Origin of the sequence: Rhodanobacter sp. K2T2, from assembly GCF_013408815.1 — a bacterium.
Classification (GTDB): domain Bacteria; phylum Pseudomonadota; class Gammaproteobacteria; order Xanthomonadales; family Rhodanobacteraceae; genus Rhodanobacter.
Genome location: NZ_JACCCA010000003.1, coordinates 271,097 through 287,076, shown reverse-complemented (window position 1 = coordinate 287,076; position 15,980 = coordinate 271,097). Strand labels below are relative to the sequence as shown.

Sequence of the window (15,980 nt, the reverse complement as noted above, 5' to 3'; positions counted from 1 at the left end):
GACCATTCGGTCGACTCTTCGGAAACATTGATGAAAGCCAGCAAGGGTGCAGTAAGGGTCGAAGATCGCGCAGCGGTATTGCGCGCGCTGCAGAACGCCAAGATGGCGGCGTCGGCACACGCGTACGTGCGCGGTGCCACCGTGCGGTTTTATCAGTGGCTGGAAGCGAACCACAGTTGGTCGATTCCGCAGGGGCCCGCGGTTTGGATCTGCGGCGACTGCCACCTTGGCAACCTTGGCCCGCTGGCCGATACCGAAGGCCGCGTGCAGGTACAGATCCGCGATCTGGATCAAACCGTGATCGGCAATCCCGCGCACGATTTGATTCGGCTCGGCCTGTCGCTGGCCACCGCGGCGCGCGGCTCCGACCTGCCGGGCATCACCACGGTGCGCATGATCGAGACCTTGATGGAAGGTTACGAATCGGCGTTCCCCGAGAACGACGAGCCGCATCCGGAAAAGCCGCAAGCGGTGAAGCTGGTGATGAAAAAAGCGATGAAGCGCACCTGGAAGCAGCTGGCGCGCGAACGCATCGACGATCCCTCGCCGCAGATTCCGCTGGGCAAGCGCTTCTGGCCGCTCGCAAAAAACGAGCGCAAGGCGATCGAAGAGCTATTCAGTACCCCGGCGCTGGACGAATTGGTCACGCAGATCAACCACCGCGCCGACGGTTCGCGCATCAAGGTGCTCGACGCGGCTTACTGGCGCAAGGGCTGCAGCTCGCTCGGCAAACTCCGCTATGCAGTGCTGCTCGACGTCGATGGTGGCAACGTCAATGGTGACGATCTGTGCCTGATCGATATCAAGCAAGCCAACAAGGCTGCTGCACCGCATGCGGCGCGCGCCATCATGCCGCGCGACCAGGCACGGCGCGTGGTTGAAGGCGCGCGGCATCTGTCACCGGCGCTCGGCGATCGCATGCGCAGCGCCACGCTGCTGGACACCCCAGTCATCATTCGAGAGCTGCTGCCGCAGGACTTGAAGTTGGAGATCGAGCATCTGGACGAGGAGGAGGCCATCAAGGCCGCACGCTTCCTCGCCAGCGTGGTCGGTCACGCGCACTGCCGTCAGATGGATGCCAAAAACCGCCGCGCCTGGCGCAAGGAGCTGCAGCGCAACCGCTCCAAGACCCTCGATGCGCCCTCGTGGCTATGGTCCAGCGTGGTCGATCTGGTCGCCGAACACGAGCGCGGATACCTGGAGCATTGCCGCAAGTATGTGTTGCTTGATCAGGGGTGATGGAGAGCGGGGAATGGGGAACGGGGACGTGCGAGTTCGCGGCAGACGGATAGGCTGCGCCTGAGTTGCCTACCCGATTTTTTCGCCATTCGTCTGCACTGCATGAGCGAAGAACGTGATCGTGCAACGCTTTACCGTTCCCCGTTCCCCGTTCCCCGTTCCCCGCAACCTCAGCTCTTGCGTTCTACCGCATAAGCCGCCAATGCCAGCAGCGCATCGCGATGTGCTGAATCCGGTAGCACCTGCAGCGCGGCGCCGGCCGCATCGGAATGAAAGACGGCGCGCTGATGCGTGCGTTCCAGCGCACCGGAGTCGCGGATGGCGGCGATGATGCGGTCCAGCGAATCCAGGCCGCCGTGTTCGATGGCATGGCGCAACGATTGCGCCTGCTCGGGGGTGGATTTTTCCAGCGCGTAGATGACCGGCAGCGTGGGCTTGCCTTCGGCCAGGTCGTCGCCGATGTTCTTGCCCAGGGTGTCGGCGTCGGAGACGTAGTCGAGCAGGTCGTCGGCGATCTGGAAGGCGTAGCCGAGCTGCATGCCGTATTCGCGCAGCGCGGCGATCTGGTTTTCCGGCAGGCCCCCGAGAATGCCGCCCAACTCGGTGGCGGCGGCGAACAGCACCGCGGTCTTGCGTTCGATCACGGCCAGGTAGGCGGCCTCGTCGACGTCGGCATTGCCGATGTTGAGCAGCTGCAGCACCTCGCCTTCGGCGATGGTGTTGGTGGTGTCGGCCAGGATGCGCATGATCCGCATGTCGTCCAGCTCCACCATCAGCTGGAACGAGCGCGAGTACAGAAAATCGCCGACCAGCACGCTGGCGGCATTGCCCCACAGCGCGTTGGCGGTCTTGCGGCCGCGGCGCAGGTCCGATTCGTCGACTACGTCGTCGTGCAGCAGGGTCGAGGTGTGGATGAACTCGATGATCGCCGCCAGCTTGGTGTGCTGATCGCCGCGGTAGCCGGAGGCACCGGCGGCCAGCACGTGCAACATCGGGCGCAAGCGTTTGCCGCCGCTGGCGATGATGTGGTCGGCAATCTGGTTGATCAGCACCACGTCGGACGACAAACGCTGGCGGATCAGCGCGTCGACGCGCTGCATGTCGGCAGCGGCGAGAGCACGCACTTGGGAGAAGTCGGCGGGGCGGCTGGCGTCGGCTGGCATCGAGTTCATGAAGGCTTCAAATCGGCGTGTGCGTCGATTATAGGGTGCGACAGGTAATTACGCCGAGACACGACGCCGCGCGCCCCGGCAAGCCCCACCCAGCAGGCTCTTGCGAAAAACTTTACGGCTTGTTTACGCGTCAACGCCGAATCGATACCCCTTTGTTATGCGCCAATTCCTACAGTGCGCTCCTTACTTTACCGAGCCTGCGCCGATGGATTTCGTCTACCTGCTGCTGCTGATCGTGCTGTGCGCAGCCACCCTGGGTCTGTTGCTGATCTGCGACCGACTCAGTCCGCGCAAGTAATCGTGAACGGGACAAACCCCGCCGAAACGCCTCCGCCGTTGCCTCGATCGACACGGCTTCTTCAGCAACGTTACTGAGTTCCCTCTCATGAATGTCCTCTATGTCCTCGCCGGGCTGATCGCTGTGGCGCTGACCGGCTACCTCTGCGTAGCTCTTCTCAAGCCGGAGTGGTTCGAATGACCACGAATGACTTTGTCCAGATCGGTTTTTTCCTGGTCATCCTGCTGCTGCTGGTCAAGCCGCTGGGCGGCTACATGGCCAGCGTGTTTTCCGACACCCCCAATCGCCTCACGCGTTTCGGCGGCGGTGCGGAGCGGCTGATCTATCGACTTTGCGGCATTCGCCAGGACGAAGACATGGGCTGGAAGCGCTATGCGCTGGCCGTGCTGGTGTTCAATGTCCTCGGCCTGCTGGTGGTCTATGCGCTGCAGCGCCTGCAGCAGTGGCTGCCGCTCAACCCGCAGCACTTTGCCGCCGTGTCGCCCGACTCGGCGCTCAACACGGCGATCAGTTTTGCCAGCAACACCAACTGGCAGGGCTACGGCGGCGAGTCGACCATGAGCTATTTCACCCAGATGCTCGGACTGGCGGTGCAGAATTTCCTCTCGGCCGCCACGGGTATCGCGGTGCTGATTGCGATCATCCGCGGCTTCAGCCGGCGCAGCGCGTTGGGCCTGGGCAATTTCTGGGTCGACATGACGCGCAGCACGCTGTACATCCTGATGCCGCTGTCGCTGGTCCTGACGCTGCTGCTGGTGTCGCAGGGCGTGGTGCAGAACTTCAAGTCCTACGTCGACGTGCCGGTGGTGCAGACCACGACGGTTAGCGAACCGGTGCTGGATGCTTCCGGCGCGGCGGTGAAAGACAAGGCCGGCAACCCGGTAATGAAGCCGACTGAAGTCTCGACGCAAACCCTGCCGATGGGCCCGGCCGCCTCGCAGATCGCGATCAAGCAGCTCGGTACCAACGGCGGCGGCTTCTTCAACGTCAACTCGGCGCATCCGTATGAGAACCCCACACCTTTCAGCAATTTCCTCGAGCTGCTGTCGATCCTGCTGATTCCCGCCGCGCTCTGCTATACCTTCGGCGAGCTGGTGAAAGACAAGCGCCAGGGCTGGGCGCTGCTGGCGGTAATGCTGGTGATCTTTGTGCCACTGCTGATCGCCTGCACGGCGGCCGAGCAGGCGGGTAATCCCGCGTTCAACGCGCTGCATGTCGACCAGACAGCCTCCGCGCTGCAGGCCGGCGGCAATATGGAAGGCAAGGAGACGCGCTTCGGTATCGTCAATTCTACCTTGTGGGCGACGGCGACCACCGCGGCGTCGAACGGCTCGGTCAATGCGATGCATGACTCGTTCACGCCGTTGGGCGGGTTGATTCCGATGTGGCTGATGCAGTTGGGCGAGGTGATCTTCGGCGGCGTCGGCTGCGGGTTGTACGGCATGCTCGCCTTCGCGGTGGTCGCCGTGTTCATTGCCGGACTGATGGTCGGCCGTACGCCGGAATACCTCGGCAAGAAGATCGAAGCCTACGAGATGAAAATGGCCAGCCTCGCCGTGCTGCTGCCGTGCGCCCTGGTGGTGATCGGCACGGCGATCGCGGTGATGGTGCCGGCCGGCTTTGCCGGTGTTGCCAACCCCGGCGCGCACGGCTTCACCGAAATGCTTTATGCGTTGAGTTCGGCCTCCAACAACAACGGCAGCGCGTTTGGTGGTTTGTCGGCCAACACGCCGTTCTGGAACGTGCTGCTGGGCATCTGCATGTTCCTCGCGCGGTTCCCGCTGATCATCGCGATGCTGGCGATGGCCGGCGCGCTGGCGGCCAAGCGTCATGTGCCCGCCACGGCCGGCACCTTGCCGACGCATACGCCGCTGTTCGTCACGCTGCTGGCTTGCGTGGTGATCGTGATCGGCGCGCTGACCTTTCTGCCGGCGCTGGCCCTGGGGCCGATCGCCGAATACCTGATGTCCGCCCACTGATGCACTCGCCATCGATCTTATCGGGACACTGATTGCATGACTTCGCATACTGAAACGATGGGCAATGCGCCCGTCAGCAACTTCAACCGCGCGCTGGTGATTGCCGCGCTCGGAGATTCATTCCGCAAGCTGTCGCCGCGGCTGCAGTTCCGCAACCCGGTGATGTTCGTGGTGTTCGTTTGCAGCGTGCTGACCACCCTGCTGTGGGTGCAGGCGCTGGCCGGTCACGGCGAGGCGCCGACGGCCTTCATCTTCTGGGTCAGCCTGTGGCTGTGGTTCACCCTGCTGTTTGCCAACTTTGCCGAAGCGCTGGCCGAAGGTCGCGGCAAGGCCCAGGCCGACGCGCTGCGCAGTTCGCGCAAGGACGTGATCGCCAACAAGCTGGCCAGCGCCGATCGCAACGCTGCGATCACGATGACGCCATCGAGCGAACTGCGCACCGGCAACTTTGTGCTGGTGATGGCGGGCGAGCAGATTCCCGGCGACGGTGAAGTAGTGGTTGGCGCGGCCAGCGTCGACGAAAGCGCGATCACCGGCGAGTCTGCGCCGGTGATCCGCGAATCCGGCGGCGACCGCAGCGCCGTCACCGGCGGCACCAAGGTGCTGTCCGACTGGGTGGTGGTGCGCATCACCAGTAACCCGGGCGAGAGCTTTCTCGATCGCATGATCGCGATGGTGGAAGGTTCCAAGCGTCGCAAGACGCCGAACGAAATCGCGCTGACGATTCTGCTGGCCAAGTTCACCCTGATCTTTCTGCTTGCGTGCTCCACGCTGCTGCCGTATTCGATCTACAGCGTGAAAGTGGCCGGCGCCGGCAATCCGATCACGCTGACCGTGCTGATCGCGCTGCTGGTGTGCCTGATTCCCACCACCATTGGCGCGCTGCTGTCGGCCATCGGCATCGCCGGCATGGACCGGATGATCCGCGCCAACGTCATCGCCACCTCCGGTCGCGCCGTGGAGGCGGCCGGGGACGTCGACGTGCTGCTGCTGGACAAGACCGGCACCATCACGCTGGGCAACCGTCAGGCCGTGCAGTTTCATCCGGCGCCTGGCATTGCCGATCACGTGGTGGCCGAAGCCGCGCAGCTGGCTTCGCTGGCGGACGAAACGCCGGAAGGCCGCAGCGTGATCGTGCTGGCCAAGGAGAAGCATGGTCTGAGCGAGCCGCAGCTGGCCGAGGGTGTAGCGCAGTTCGTGCCGTTCACCGCGCAGACGCGCATGAGCGGCGTCGATATCGGCTCGCGCCAGATCCGCAAAGGTGCGCTGGACGCGGTCGAGCGTCATCTGGAAGCGCAGAGCAGCCACCTGCCGCCGCTGGTCAAGCGCATGGCCGAGGACATCGCCCGTCGCGGCGCCACGCCGCTGATCGTCACCGAAGGCGCGCGCGCGCTCGGCGTGATCGAGCTGAAGGACATCGTCAAGGTCGGCATCAAGGAGCGCTTCGCCGAGATGCGCAAGATGGGCATCAAAACCATCATGATCACCGGCGACAATCCGCTGACGGCCGCGGCCATCGCGGCCGAAGCCGGCGTCGATGATTTCCTCGCCGAAGCCACGCCGGAAGCGAAGCTGAAGCTGATCCGCGACATGCAGGCCGAAAACCGCCTGGTCGCGATGTGCGGCGACGGCACCAACGATGCTCCCGCACTGGCGCAGGCCGACGTGGCGGTGGCCATGAACACCGGCACGCAGGCGGCGAAAGAGGCCGGCAACATGGTCGACCTGGATTCGAACCCGACCAAGCTGATCGAAGTGGTGGCCATCGGCAAGCAGATGTTGATCACCCGCGGCGCGCTGACCACGTTCTCGATCTCCAACGATATTGCCAAGTATTTCGCGATCATTCCGGCGGCGTTCGCCACCACGTATCCCGCGCTCAACGCGCTGAACGTGATGCATCTGGCCACGCCGCAGAGCGCGATTCTTTCGGCGGTGATCTTCAACGCGCTGATCATCATCTTCCTGATTCCACTGGCGCTGAAGGGCGTGAAGTACCGCGCGCTGGGCGCAGGTGCGCTGCTGCGGCGCAACCTGCTGGTCTACGGCCTGGGCGGCATCGTGGTGCCGTTTATCGGCATCAAGATCATCGACATGCTGCTCGTCGTTTGCGGATTCGCCTGAGCGTAGCTGGCCTGATTCATTTTCACCGTCATGCCTGAGTTGACATGACGACTTACTTCTCTCTGGAGTCTGTCGATGCAAACCCTGAAGCTTTCTGTCTCGCTACCCGACGCAACCCATCCCGATATGGAGCTGCGCCTGTCGGCCAATGATTCGGACTGCGAAGTCGTTATCGCCTTGCCTGCGGGCACACGCGTCGACCTGGCCAAGCCAGCGGTCGTCAGCGTCAACCCGCTGAGCGCGGTCAACGACGAATACGAGCTCGGCGGTTACGCCGGCATCTGATCAAAAGAATTACCGCGACACACTTCACCACTCACTTATTTCACCACCAGTCTGGTCCGGCACGGACCGCAGTTGCAGGGGCTTTAACTTTTATGCAGTACAAGAAACTTCTTTCCAGCGCGATTCTCGTGGCGATGATGCCAGTCGGTCAGGCGATGGCCACGGTCGACGCCTCGACCGACGCAGCGCCCACGTCCGATTCGCAGTCGGCAATGTCCGCTCCGGCGCCGGCCAAGGTATCGAGCGGCGATTGTTCGGTCGGCTTTTTGAGCCGCTTTGCGGCGGCCTATCGCGAAGACGCGGAGCCGGCCGATCCGAACGCGCCTGCCACGCCGCGTCGTGCCATGCCGGCGCCGCTGGACTCGCCGCCTTTTCCCAACTCCGAATGGCAGCTGGGCGGCGTCGACGCGCCGATCGGTGTGCCAGATACGAACTCGCAGTATCCGCTGGAAAAAGCGCTGTCCTGCACGGCCTTCGGGCAGTGGATGAAAAACAACCGCATCGAGGTGTTCGGCTGGATCAATCCGTCGGCCAACGCCAGTACCTCCAACACGAGCAACTATCCGCTGTCGTACGCCACGCGGCCGAACCGATTGGAGTTCAACCAGTGGGTGCTGAATATCGAGCGCGTGCCCGACACGGTGCAGACCGATCATGTCGACTGGGGCTTCGACATCTCCAACCTGTACGGTTACGACTACCACTTCACCACCATGAAGGGCGTTTTCAGCAATCAGCTGTTGAACAATCCGGCCGGCGCCAACGAACCGCTGACGGGGAAGATCTACGGCGACGACCCGATGCTTTTTTACTACGACCTGTATATCCCTTCGGTCGCGCAGGGCATGGAGATACGTTTCGGCCGCTGGCTGTCGCTGCCGGATATCGAAGCACAGTTTTCGCCGCAGAACTATCTGGTCACGCACTCGATTCTGTACACCGTCGATCCCTACACCCAGATGGGTGTGATGACGACGACCAAGCTCAATAACCAGTGGACGGTACAGCTTGGCGTCAACGGCAGCAACGATACGGCAATCTGGAATTCGGCTGCGCGGCCGTCGCTGCAGGCCTGCGTACGCTGGGTTTCCAAAAGCAACGACGACATGCTTTACCCCTGCGTCAATAATTTCAACGAGTCGGACTACAACTACAACAACGTGCAGATGTACGTGATGACCTGGGGCCATCGCTTCAGTCAGAGCTTCCATATGCTCACCGAGTCCTACTACATGTACGGCCGCAACGTGCCCGGCTTCGGCCCGGGCGAAACGCCGGGAATCACGGGATCCTCGCCGCTGCCGGGCAAGGCGGGCGAATACGGCATCGTCAATTATCTGAACTTCGAACTGAGCCCGAGCAACATGCTGTCGTTCCGCAACGAGTTCTACAACGACCAGAAGGGTCAGCGCACCGGTTTCGCCACTCGCTACACCAGCCACACGGTAGGCGTCACTCATTGGGTGTCACAGGACCTGGAGATTCGTCCGGAGCTTCGCTACGAGCACTCCTACGATCTTCCGGCCTATGACGAAGGCAAGAAGAGCAGCCAGACCGTGGCGCTGCTCGACGCCATCATTCACTACTGAGAAACCTCATGGGCAAATTACTGCGTCAAGCCATCGTCATGCTGCTGCTGATGACGGTCATTACCGGCATCGCTTACCCGCTCCTCGCCACCGGGCTGGCCCAGGTGATGTTTCCTGGGCAGGCCAACGGCAGCCTGATCGAGAAGAACGGCAAGCCGGTCGGCTCCGCGTTGATCGGTCAATCGTTCACCGATGCCAGGTACTTCTGGGGTCGTCCATCGGCCACGTCGCCGAACCCGAACAATTCGGCGTCGTCGAGCGGTTCGAACACCGGCCCGAGCAATCCGGCGCTGATCGACACGATCAAACAGCGCATCGACGCGTTGCACGCGGTCGATCCCGGCAACACGGCGCCGGTGCCGGTGGACTTGATCACCGCCTCGGGCAGCGGCCTCGATCCGGAAATCTCGCCGGCAGCGGCACAGTATCAAGTGTCGCGTGTGGCGCAGGCGCGCAAGCTCAGCGTGTCGCAGGTGCAGGCGCTCGTCGCCGAGTACACCAGCGGTCGCACGCTGGGCATCCTCGGCGAGCCGCGGGTCAACGTGCTCAAGCTCAACCTAGCGCTCGACGCGCCGCACGGTAGCTGACGCATCGAGTCGTTGAATGGGCGGTGGCACGCGTTTGTCGGGCCGCCGTCGCGAGGCGAGACCATCCGGCGTTGTCGCGGTGGCTCGCCGCGTTTTTTTGAGCCTTTCGCCGTCCTCGTTTTATCCGGCGCACGCTGGCATGCTTGATCCTGAAGATGTGCGGACACCCCGACGTTCGAGGGGTGTTCTAACCGGAGTGGCACCGCATGAACGAATCCTCCCGTGACGCTCGTGCCGATGCGCTGCTCAATACCGCGCAGCAGGAGCAGGGCAACCGGCTGAAGATTTTTCTCGGCGCCGCGCCCGGCGTCGGCAAAACCTACGCCATGCTTTCCGCCGCGCGCGAGCTGAAGCGGCAGGGCGTCGACGTGGTGGTCGGCCTGGTGGAAACGCACGGCCGCGCCGAAACGGCGGCTCTGCTCGAAGGCATGGAGGTGTTGCCGCGTCGGGCCGTGCGCTACGAATCGTTCAACGGCGGCGACCGCGAGTTCAGCGAGTTCGATCTGGACGCGGCGCTGGCGCGCAAGCCGGCCGTGCTGCTGGTCGACGAGCTGGCCCATCGCAACCTGCCCGGCGGCCGGCACGAGCGCCGCTGGCAGGATATCGCCGAGCTGATCGACGCCGGCATCGAGGTCTACACCGCGCTCAACGTGCAGCACCTGGAAAGCCTCAACGATCAGGTGCAGCGCATCACCGGCATCACCGTGCGCGAAACCGTGCCCGATGCCTTTCTCGATCACGCGCGCGACATCGTGCTGATCGATCTGCCGCCGCGCGAGCTGATCGCGCGGTTGAAGCAGGGCAAGGTCTACGTGCCGGAGACGGCGGCCGCCGCGCTCAATGCGTTCTTCTCACCCACCAACCTCGCCGCGCTGCGCGAGCTGGCCCTGAGCACCATCGCCGATCACGTCGACAGCGATCTGCGCGAGCACATGCTGGCGCGCGGCAGCGCCATGACCGTGCGGCGTCGGGTGCTCGCGGCCATCGATGGCCATGCACAAAGCGATTACCTCGTCCGTGTGGCGCGGCGCATCGCCGAACGTCGCGGCGCGCCGTGGAGCGTGGCCTACGTCGATACGGGTGCGCGGCTTGATCCCGCAAGACGCGAGCAGCGGGACGCGGCGATGCGGCTCGCGCGTCGGCTCGGTGGCGAAACCATCATCCTGCGCGGCCATTCGATCGCGGACGAGTTGCTCGCCCATGCCGATCGCGAGGGCGTAGGCCAGATCATTCTCGGCCGTACACGCGAACGTCCGATCGCGCGCATGCTGGGTCGTTCGCTGACCCAGATGCTATTGCGTCGCGGCGCGCATATGGAGCTGACGATCATCGCCACGCCGGCCGAACGGGCCAAGGCACGCCGACGCCTGAAGCTGCCGCGCGATCGCGGCAGCCGCAGCGAATATGTCTACGCGACGTTGGCCACCTTCGTGGCATTCGGGCTTTCGTTCATTGCCGATCGCTATCTTTCGGTTGCCAATCTGTCGTTGATTTTTCTCACTGCCGTGCTGGTGGTGGCGGTTCGTACCCGCATGACGGTAGCCGTCTATACGGCTATCTTGTGTTTTCTTGGCTACAACTTCTTCTTTGCGCCACCACGTTATACGCTGGAAATCGCCAATTTCGACGATGTGCTGGCCGTTACGCTGTTCCTGGTGGCCGCGCTGGTCTGCAGCCGTCTGGCCACGCGTCTGGCCAGTCAGGTAGAGTCACTGCGCGCCTCGCATGCGCAGACCCGCGCATTGCTGTCTCTGGGTCAGCAGCTGAGTACCAGTACCGATGCCGGCGGCATCCGCGATGCGGGCAGCAAGGGACTGGCTCAGGCGCTGCATTGCGACGCCTCGATGCTTGCGCGTGACGCCGACCAGGTACTGCGTGTCGTGGCCAGTGCACCGCGGGAGTACGCGCTGACCGCGCAGGATATGGCCGCATCCGACTGGAGCGATCATCACGGCGAACAGGCCGGCCGTTTTACCGACACCTTGAATGCGGCGCCGTGCTGGATCCTGCCGCTGGGCACCGAGGCACGCCCGCTCGGCGTAGCGGCTCTGCGTTTCGATCCGAAGGAGGGCGAACCCGACGCCGACCGCCGCAGCCTGGCGCTGGCGATGGCGCAGGACATCGGTCAGGCGCTGGAGCGCGCGCGGCTGTCCGACGAGCTGGAGGGTGCGCGCGTGCAGGGCGAAACCGAGCGCCTGCGTAATGCGCTGCTGTCGTCCGTTTCGCACGATCTGCGCTCGCCGCTGGCCTCGATGATCGGCGCCGCCGGTACGCTGATCAGTTACGAAGCCAAGCTGCCGCAGGCCGAACGCACCGAGCTGCTGCAATCGATTCTCGGCGAGGGCCAGCGGCTGGATCGTTACATCCAGAATCTGCTCGACATGACCCGGCTGGGCCATGGCACGCTCAAGCTCAGCCGCGACTGGACCGACAGCAGCGAGATCATCGCGGCCGCTATCACGCGCCTGCGCAAGCTGTTTCCCGATCTGCGCGTGGAAACAGTGACGCCGCACGAGCCCATCCTGCTGTACGTGCACCCGGCGCTCATAGAGCAGGCGCTGTTCAACATTCTGGAGAACGCGGCGCGCTTCTCGCCGGCCGATGAAGCCGTGCGCGTCACCGTGCAGACGAAGGACGAACGCCTGCTGATCGACGTCAGTGACCGCGGCCCCGGTATTCCCGAGGCCGAGCGCGCGCAGATCTTCGATATGTTTTATTCCGTGTCGCGCGGCGATCGCGCACCGCAGGGCACCGGCCTTGGCCTGGCGATCTGCCGCGGCATGATCGGCGCCCACGGCGGCAGCGTCGAGGCCTTGCCAGGCGATGGTATCGGCACCACCATCCGTATCAGCCTGCCGCTGCCGGCGCCGCCGGGTTCGGAGCCGTGACGCTGGCTCGCCAATGGATTCGCGCGAAATGCTTTGCCATGACCTTATGACGATCGATCTGCCATGACCTCGGCTTCTCCACGCATTCTTGTGATCGACGACGAGGCGCAGATCCGGCGCTTCCTCGATATCGGCCTGCGCGCGGAAGGTTACGAGGTGTTTCTCGCGGCCAACGCGGCGGAAGGGCTGGCGCTGGCGGTGACGCAGTCGCCCGATCTGGTGATTCTCGATATTGGCCTGCCCGATCGCGAGGGACACGACGTGCTGGCCGAGCTGCGTCAGTGGACGCAGGTGCCGGTGATGATGCTGACCGTGCGCGATGCGGAAAAGGAAAAAGTGCGCGCGCTCGATGCCGGTGCCAACGATTATGTGACGAAGCCCTTCGGCATTCAGGAGCTGATGGCGCGACTGCGCGTGCTGCTACGCAGTCGCCCCGGCGAGCCTGCGACCCAACAGCGTTACGACGACGGCCATCTCATCATCGACCTGGCGCGGCGCGAAGTGCATCTGAACGGTGCGCTGCTATCGCTGACGCGCAAGGAATACGCCGTGCTCGCGCTGCTGCTGCGCCATGCCGGCCGCGTCGTCACCCAGCAGCAGCTGCTGCGCGAATTGTGGGGCGCTACCCACGTGCAGGACACTCACTACCTGCGCATCGTGCTGGGCAAGCTGCGCCAGAAACTCGGCGACGATGCCGCCGCCCCGCGCTGGCTGAAAACCGAACCCGGAGTCGGCTATCGCTTTCTCGGCGTCGGCTGAGCAAAGTCGCAGATGGCATAGGTTGGGCTGAGCGCACGCGAATCCCAACATGTTGGCGCCGCGATGTTGGGATTCACTAATGCTCATCCCAACCTACCAATGCCTGAGACACTTACTCTTCGGGCGGCGCCACCGACGCGCCGTTGATGCCGTGTCTGGCAAGCGCATCGGCCACGAAGCCTGAGGCTTTCATCTCCTCGACGAATTGCCGCAAAAACAGCGCGGCCTCGTCGCCGCGGATCTTGGGCGTACCCATCGCTTGCTGGATCACCATGAATCGCTCGGGCAACAAATGCAGTCCATGTTCTCCGGCGGCCTGCTGCTCCAGCTGCTGCTTGACGCCGGCGGCGACCTCGATCTGTTGCTCGAGAAATGTCCTGACGACGGCCGGTGAACTCGGGGCGCGGACGATCTGCGCATGCTTGAGCTCACGGCTCAGAAAAAGATCGTAGGCGCTGCCCTGTCCAACGACTACACGATGCTCCGGTCGATCGACGTCGGCGTTGGTTTTTATGGGGGACGTTTCGCGGACCAGATAAAAGCCCTCGATCAGTACATAGGCCGCGGTGAACGCGATGCTCGCACCGCGTGCTGGATCGATGGCGAAGAAACCGACGTCGGCGTTCTCTTCGGCCACTGCCTGTACCGACTTGCCTGCCGTGTCGAACGCAATCAGTTCGACGTCGACGCCCAGGCGTCGCCCCAGTTCCATCGCGAGGTCGATGGAAACGCCGCGTAGTCTTCCCGTGACCGGATCGGTGCCTGCAAGGATGGGATTGCCCAGATTGATCGAGGCTCGCAGGCGGTGATGAGGCGCAAGGCTTGCCCTGGTCGTGCTGTCTGGCTTCATGGCTTTATCCGAATACGCGGTTCGCGGGCTGCGAGCTTATGCTGTCGGCGCTTTATAAGGCCCGCCTCCGATATGCATGGTTGCCATCTGCGGAAAGGTGCTGCAAATTTTTTTCGGTTTCGAAAGAGTCCGGTCATGAATATCCGAAAATACTCGTGCTGATGAGCATCCGAACGCGAACTGGACGACAACGAGTTGGCCGGCAACGCTCGCAAAGGGAACACGATGGCAGCGAGGTCAAATCCGTCAAGCTGGCTTGACGCAGGCCCCCAACAAAATCAGGTCCACGCCGGCGAGGAACTGCTGGCGATCGTCATGGTCGCGCAGTTGCGCCGCCACCTGCCGCAAAAACGGCCGTGAATCCGGGTCGCCCTGCGTCCACCGTGCGGTCATGGCCGTAAGGAAGTCCCCTCGATCCGTCTCGCGAGGAAGCAGGCGGGCGTTGGCCGCATTCTGGCAGGCCACGCCGAGGATATAGCTCGTCAGCGCGGAGGTGCAGTCGAATTGCGCGTCGGCAGCGACACCGATCGCCTGCAGTCGTCCGCCGATGTGTTCGAAGATCTCGCCGATCGCGGGATGCCACGGCTCGCGAGAAAGATGCGCACCGGCCCAGGGATGGGCGTCGATGGCGTCGAATACCCCGAGCGCGATAGCTCGGATAGTGGCTTTTGAATCTGTTTCCTCGCCCACCGCTACCAAGGCGGGAGCGAGAACATCCTCGGTCGCGGCCGAAAGAAGGCCGTTCCGATCAGCGATATGCCAATAGATCGCCCCGCTGCCTGTCGCCAACCGCGCGGCCAATCCCCGAAAAGTCAGGGCAGCTTCCCCCTCGGCATCGAGGATCTCGATCGCTGCCCGGACAATCCGCGCTTTTGAAAGTGCTTCAGCGCGATGCTCGGTTTGTTTGAGTCGTTTGGGCACGCGGTATCGTGGCATGTATGGAACGATGTTCCAAATCGTGCTATGAGTGGAACACTGTTCCAGTCGTGCTTTGAGGCAAAGTGATGACCCATTCCATCGCCATCATCGGCGCAGGCCTCGGTGGTTTGGTCCTGGCCCGCGTGCTCCACGTCCACGGTATCCGCGCCACAGTCTATGAAGCGGAGGCTTCGGCCCAAGCCCGCGCCCAAGGTGGCCAGCTCGATATTCACGAGCATGACGGCCAGCGCGCGCTCGCTGCAGCCGGTCTGACGGACGCGTTCCGCGCGATTATCCATGAAGGCGGCGACGCCATGCGTGCGCTCGACCGGATGGGCAACGTGCTGCTCGACCAGCCGGAAGATGGCAGGCGTCCCGAGGTGCTCAGAGGGGAGCTACGGCGAATCCTCGTCGACTCCTTGCCAGCGGGCACGATCCGGTGGGGATGCAAGCTCGACAGACTGATATCCACGAGGGCGGGAAGCCACGAACTGACGTTCGCCGACGGCTCAAGCGTAGAGGCCGACTTGCTGGTCGGCGCCGATGGCGCTTGGTCGAAGGTGCGGCAGCAGCTCTCGGACGCCGAGCCCACCTACGTCGGCGTTTCCTTCGTCGAAACTTACCTGCACGATGTCGATCGGCGGTTCCCCGCGTCCGCAGCGGCGGTCGGCGCCGGGGGCATGTTTGCGTTGGAGCCCGGCAAGGGCATCACCGCGCATCGGGAGCCGGGAGGCGTAATCCACACTTACGTTCAGTTGATGCGCCCGGTTTCCTGGTTCGCCGACATCGATTTCAGCGACGCCGCGACTGCTAAGGCGCGGATCGGAGCGGAGTTCGACGGCTGGGCCTCGGTGCTGACCACGTTGATCAGCGGGAGTGACACTTCGCCGGTCCTGCGACCGATCAACACACTGCCGATCGGCCATCGATGGGAGCGCACCCCCGGCGTGACGCTGCTTGGCGACGCTGCCCATCTGTCACCGCCAGCCGGCGACGGCGCAAACCTGGCCATGCTCGACGGCGCCGAACTCGGCCTGGCTATCGCTGCCCATTCTGACGATGTCGAGGCCGCATTAGCCGCATACGAAACAGCGATGTTCCCCCGCAGCAAGGTCGCGGCCGTGGACGCGCACCGGATGTTGGACCTCTGCCTGGGCGCGCACGCCCCCTTCAGCCTTACCGACTTCCTCGCGGTGGCACATCGTTGATGCCGCCACCGTCCGTTCTTCGTCACTCAAACTGCTCGGGTACATCGATTCCCATCCTCACAAATCCACCCTGACATCTTAAGA

At 63.5% G+C, this 15,980-nt stretch carries 13 protein-coding genes; 10 read left to right on the top strand and 3 right to left on the bottom strand.

The genetic code is table 11. The features are described from left to right. Nucleotides 1-30: 30 nt before the first annotated feature. A complete protein-coding gene (locus HDE78_RS06875) occupies nt 31-1,239 on the top strand; it encodes a DUF2252 family protein (RefSeq protein ID WP_179477790.1) in 1,209 nt (402 codons plus the stop codon). A gap of 170 nt (nt 1,240-1,409) precedes the next feature. On the opposite strand, the gene HDE78_RS06870 is transcribed toward HDE78_RS06875, so the two are convergent. After that, complete coding sequence (locus HDE78_RS06870) at nt 1,410-2,411, bottom strand: polyprenyl synthetase family protein (protein WP_179477789.1); 1,002 nt, start codon at nt 2,409-2,411, stop codon at nt 1,410-1,412. 385 nt (nt 2,412-2,796) lie between these two features. On the opposite strand from HDE78_RS06870, the gene kdpF reads away from it, so the two are divergent. From kdpF to HDE78_RS06830, 8 genes are all read left to right on the top strand, one after another. After that, nucleotides 2,797-2,889 (top strand): K(+)-transporting ATPase subunit F, encoded by a 93-nt coding sequence (gene kdpF, locus HDE78_RS06865; RefSeq protein ID WP_179477788.1) that lies wholly within the window; start codon nt 2,797-2,799, stop codon nt 2,887-2,889. Further along, on the top strand, nt 2,886-4,688 hold the full coding sequence (gene kdpA, locus HDE78_RS06860; protein WP_179477787.1) for a potassium-transporting ATPase subunit KdpA: 1,803 nt from the start codon (nt 2,886-2,888) through the stop codon (nt 4,686-4,688). The genes kdpF and kdpA overlap by 4 nt, the downstream gene beginning before the upstream one ends. 36 nt (nt 4,689-4,724) lie before the next feature. Beyond that, on the top strand, nt 4,725-6,812 hold the full coding sequence (gene kdpB, locus HDE78_RS06855) for a potassium-transporting ATPase subunit KdpB (RefSeq protein WP_179477786.1): 2,088 nt from the start codon (nt 4,725-4,727) through the stop codon (nt 6,810-6,812). A 75-nt stretch (nt 6,813-6,887) separates the two neighbouring features. Further along, the gene (locus tag HDE78_RS06850; protein ID WP_179477785.1) at nt 6,888-7,097 is read left to right on the top strand and encodes a hypothetical protein; all 210 of its coding nucleotides are present in this window, start codon (nt 6,888-6,890) and stop codon (nt 7,095-7,097) included. Between the two features lie 92 nt (nt 7,098-7,189). After that, nucleotides 7,190-8,686, top strand: a complete 1,497-nt coding sequence (locus HDE78_RS06845) for an outer membrane beta-barrel protein (protein WP_179477784.1) — start codon at nt 7,190-7,192, stop codon at nt 8,684-8,686. Nucleotides 8,687-8,694: 8 nt separating this feature from the next. Next, nucleotides 8,695-9,273 (top strand): potassium-transporting ATPase subunit KdpC, encoded by a 579-nt coding sequence (gene kdpC / locus HDE78_RS06840; RefSeq protein WP_179477783.1) that lies wholly within the window; start codon nt 8,695-8,697, stop codon nt 9,271-9,273. 206 nt (nt 9,274-9,479) lie between these two features. Further along, the gene (locus HDE78_RS06835) at nt 9,480-12,161 is read left to right on the top strand and encodes a sensor histidine kinase KdpD (RefSeq protein WP_179477782.1); all 2,682 of its coding nucleotides are present in this window, start codon (nt 9,480-9,482) and stop codon (nt 12,159-12,161) included. 63 nt (nt 12,162-12,224) lie between these two features. Further along, nucleotides 12,225-12,920, top strand: coding sequence for a response regulator transcription factor (locus HDE78_RS06830; protein WP_179477781.1), 696 nt, complete (start codon nt 12,225-12,227; stop codon nt 12,918-12,920). Nucleotides 12,921-13,032: 112 nt separating this feature from the next. On the opposite strand, the gene HDE78_RS06825 is transcribed toward HDE78_RS06830, so the two are convergent. Both HDE78_RS06825 and HDE78_RS06820 read right to left on the bottom strand, forming a co-directional pair. Continuing rightward, nucleotides 13,033-13,770, bottom strand: a complete 738-nt coding sequence (locus HDE78_RS06825; RefSeq protein WP_179477780.1) for an ABC transporter substrate-binding protein — start codon at nt 13,768-13,770, stop codon at nt 13,033-13,035. A 246-nt stretch (nt 13,771-14,016) separates the two neighbouring features. Then, the gene (locus tag HDE78_RS06820) at nt 14,017-14,691 is read right to left on the bottom strand and encodes a TetR family transcriptional regulator (protein ID WP_345776040.1); all 675 of its coding nucleotides are present in this window, start codon (nt 14,689-14,691) and stop codon (nt 14,017-14,019) included. An 83-nt stretch (nt 14,692-14,774) separates the two neighbouring features. Between HDE78_RS06820 and HDE78_RS06815 the strand changes: the two genes are divergently transcribed. Continuing rightward, nucleotides 14,775-15,896, top strand: a complete 1,122-nt coding sequence (locus HDE78_RS06815; RefSeq protein WP_179477778.1) for an NAD(P)/FAD-dependent oxidoreductase — start codon at nt 14,775-14,777, stop codon at nt 15,894-15,896. Nucleotides 15,897-15,980 lie beyond the last annotated feature (84 nt).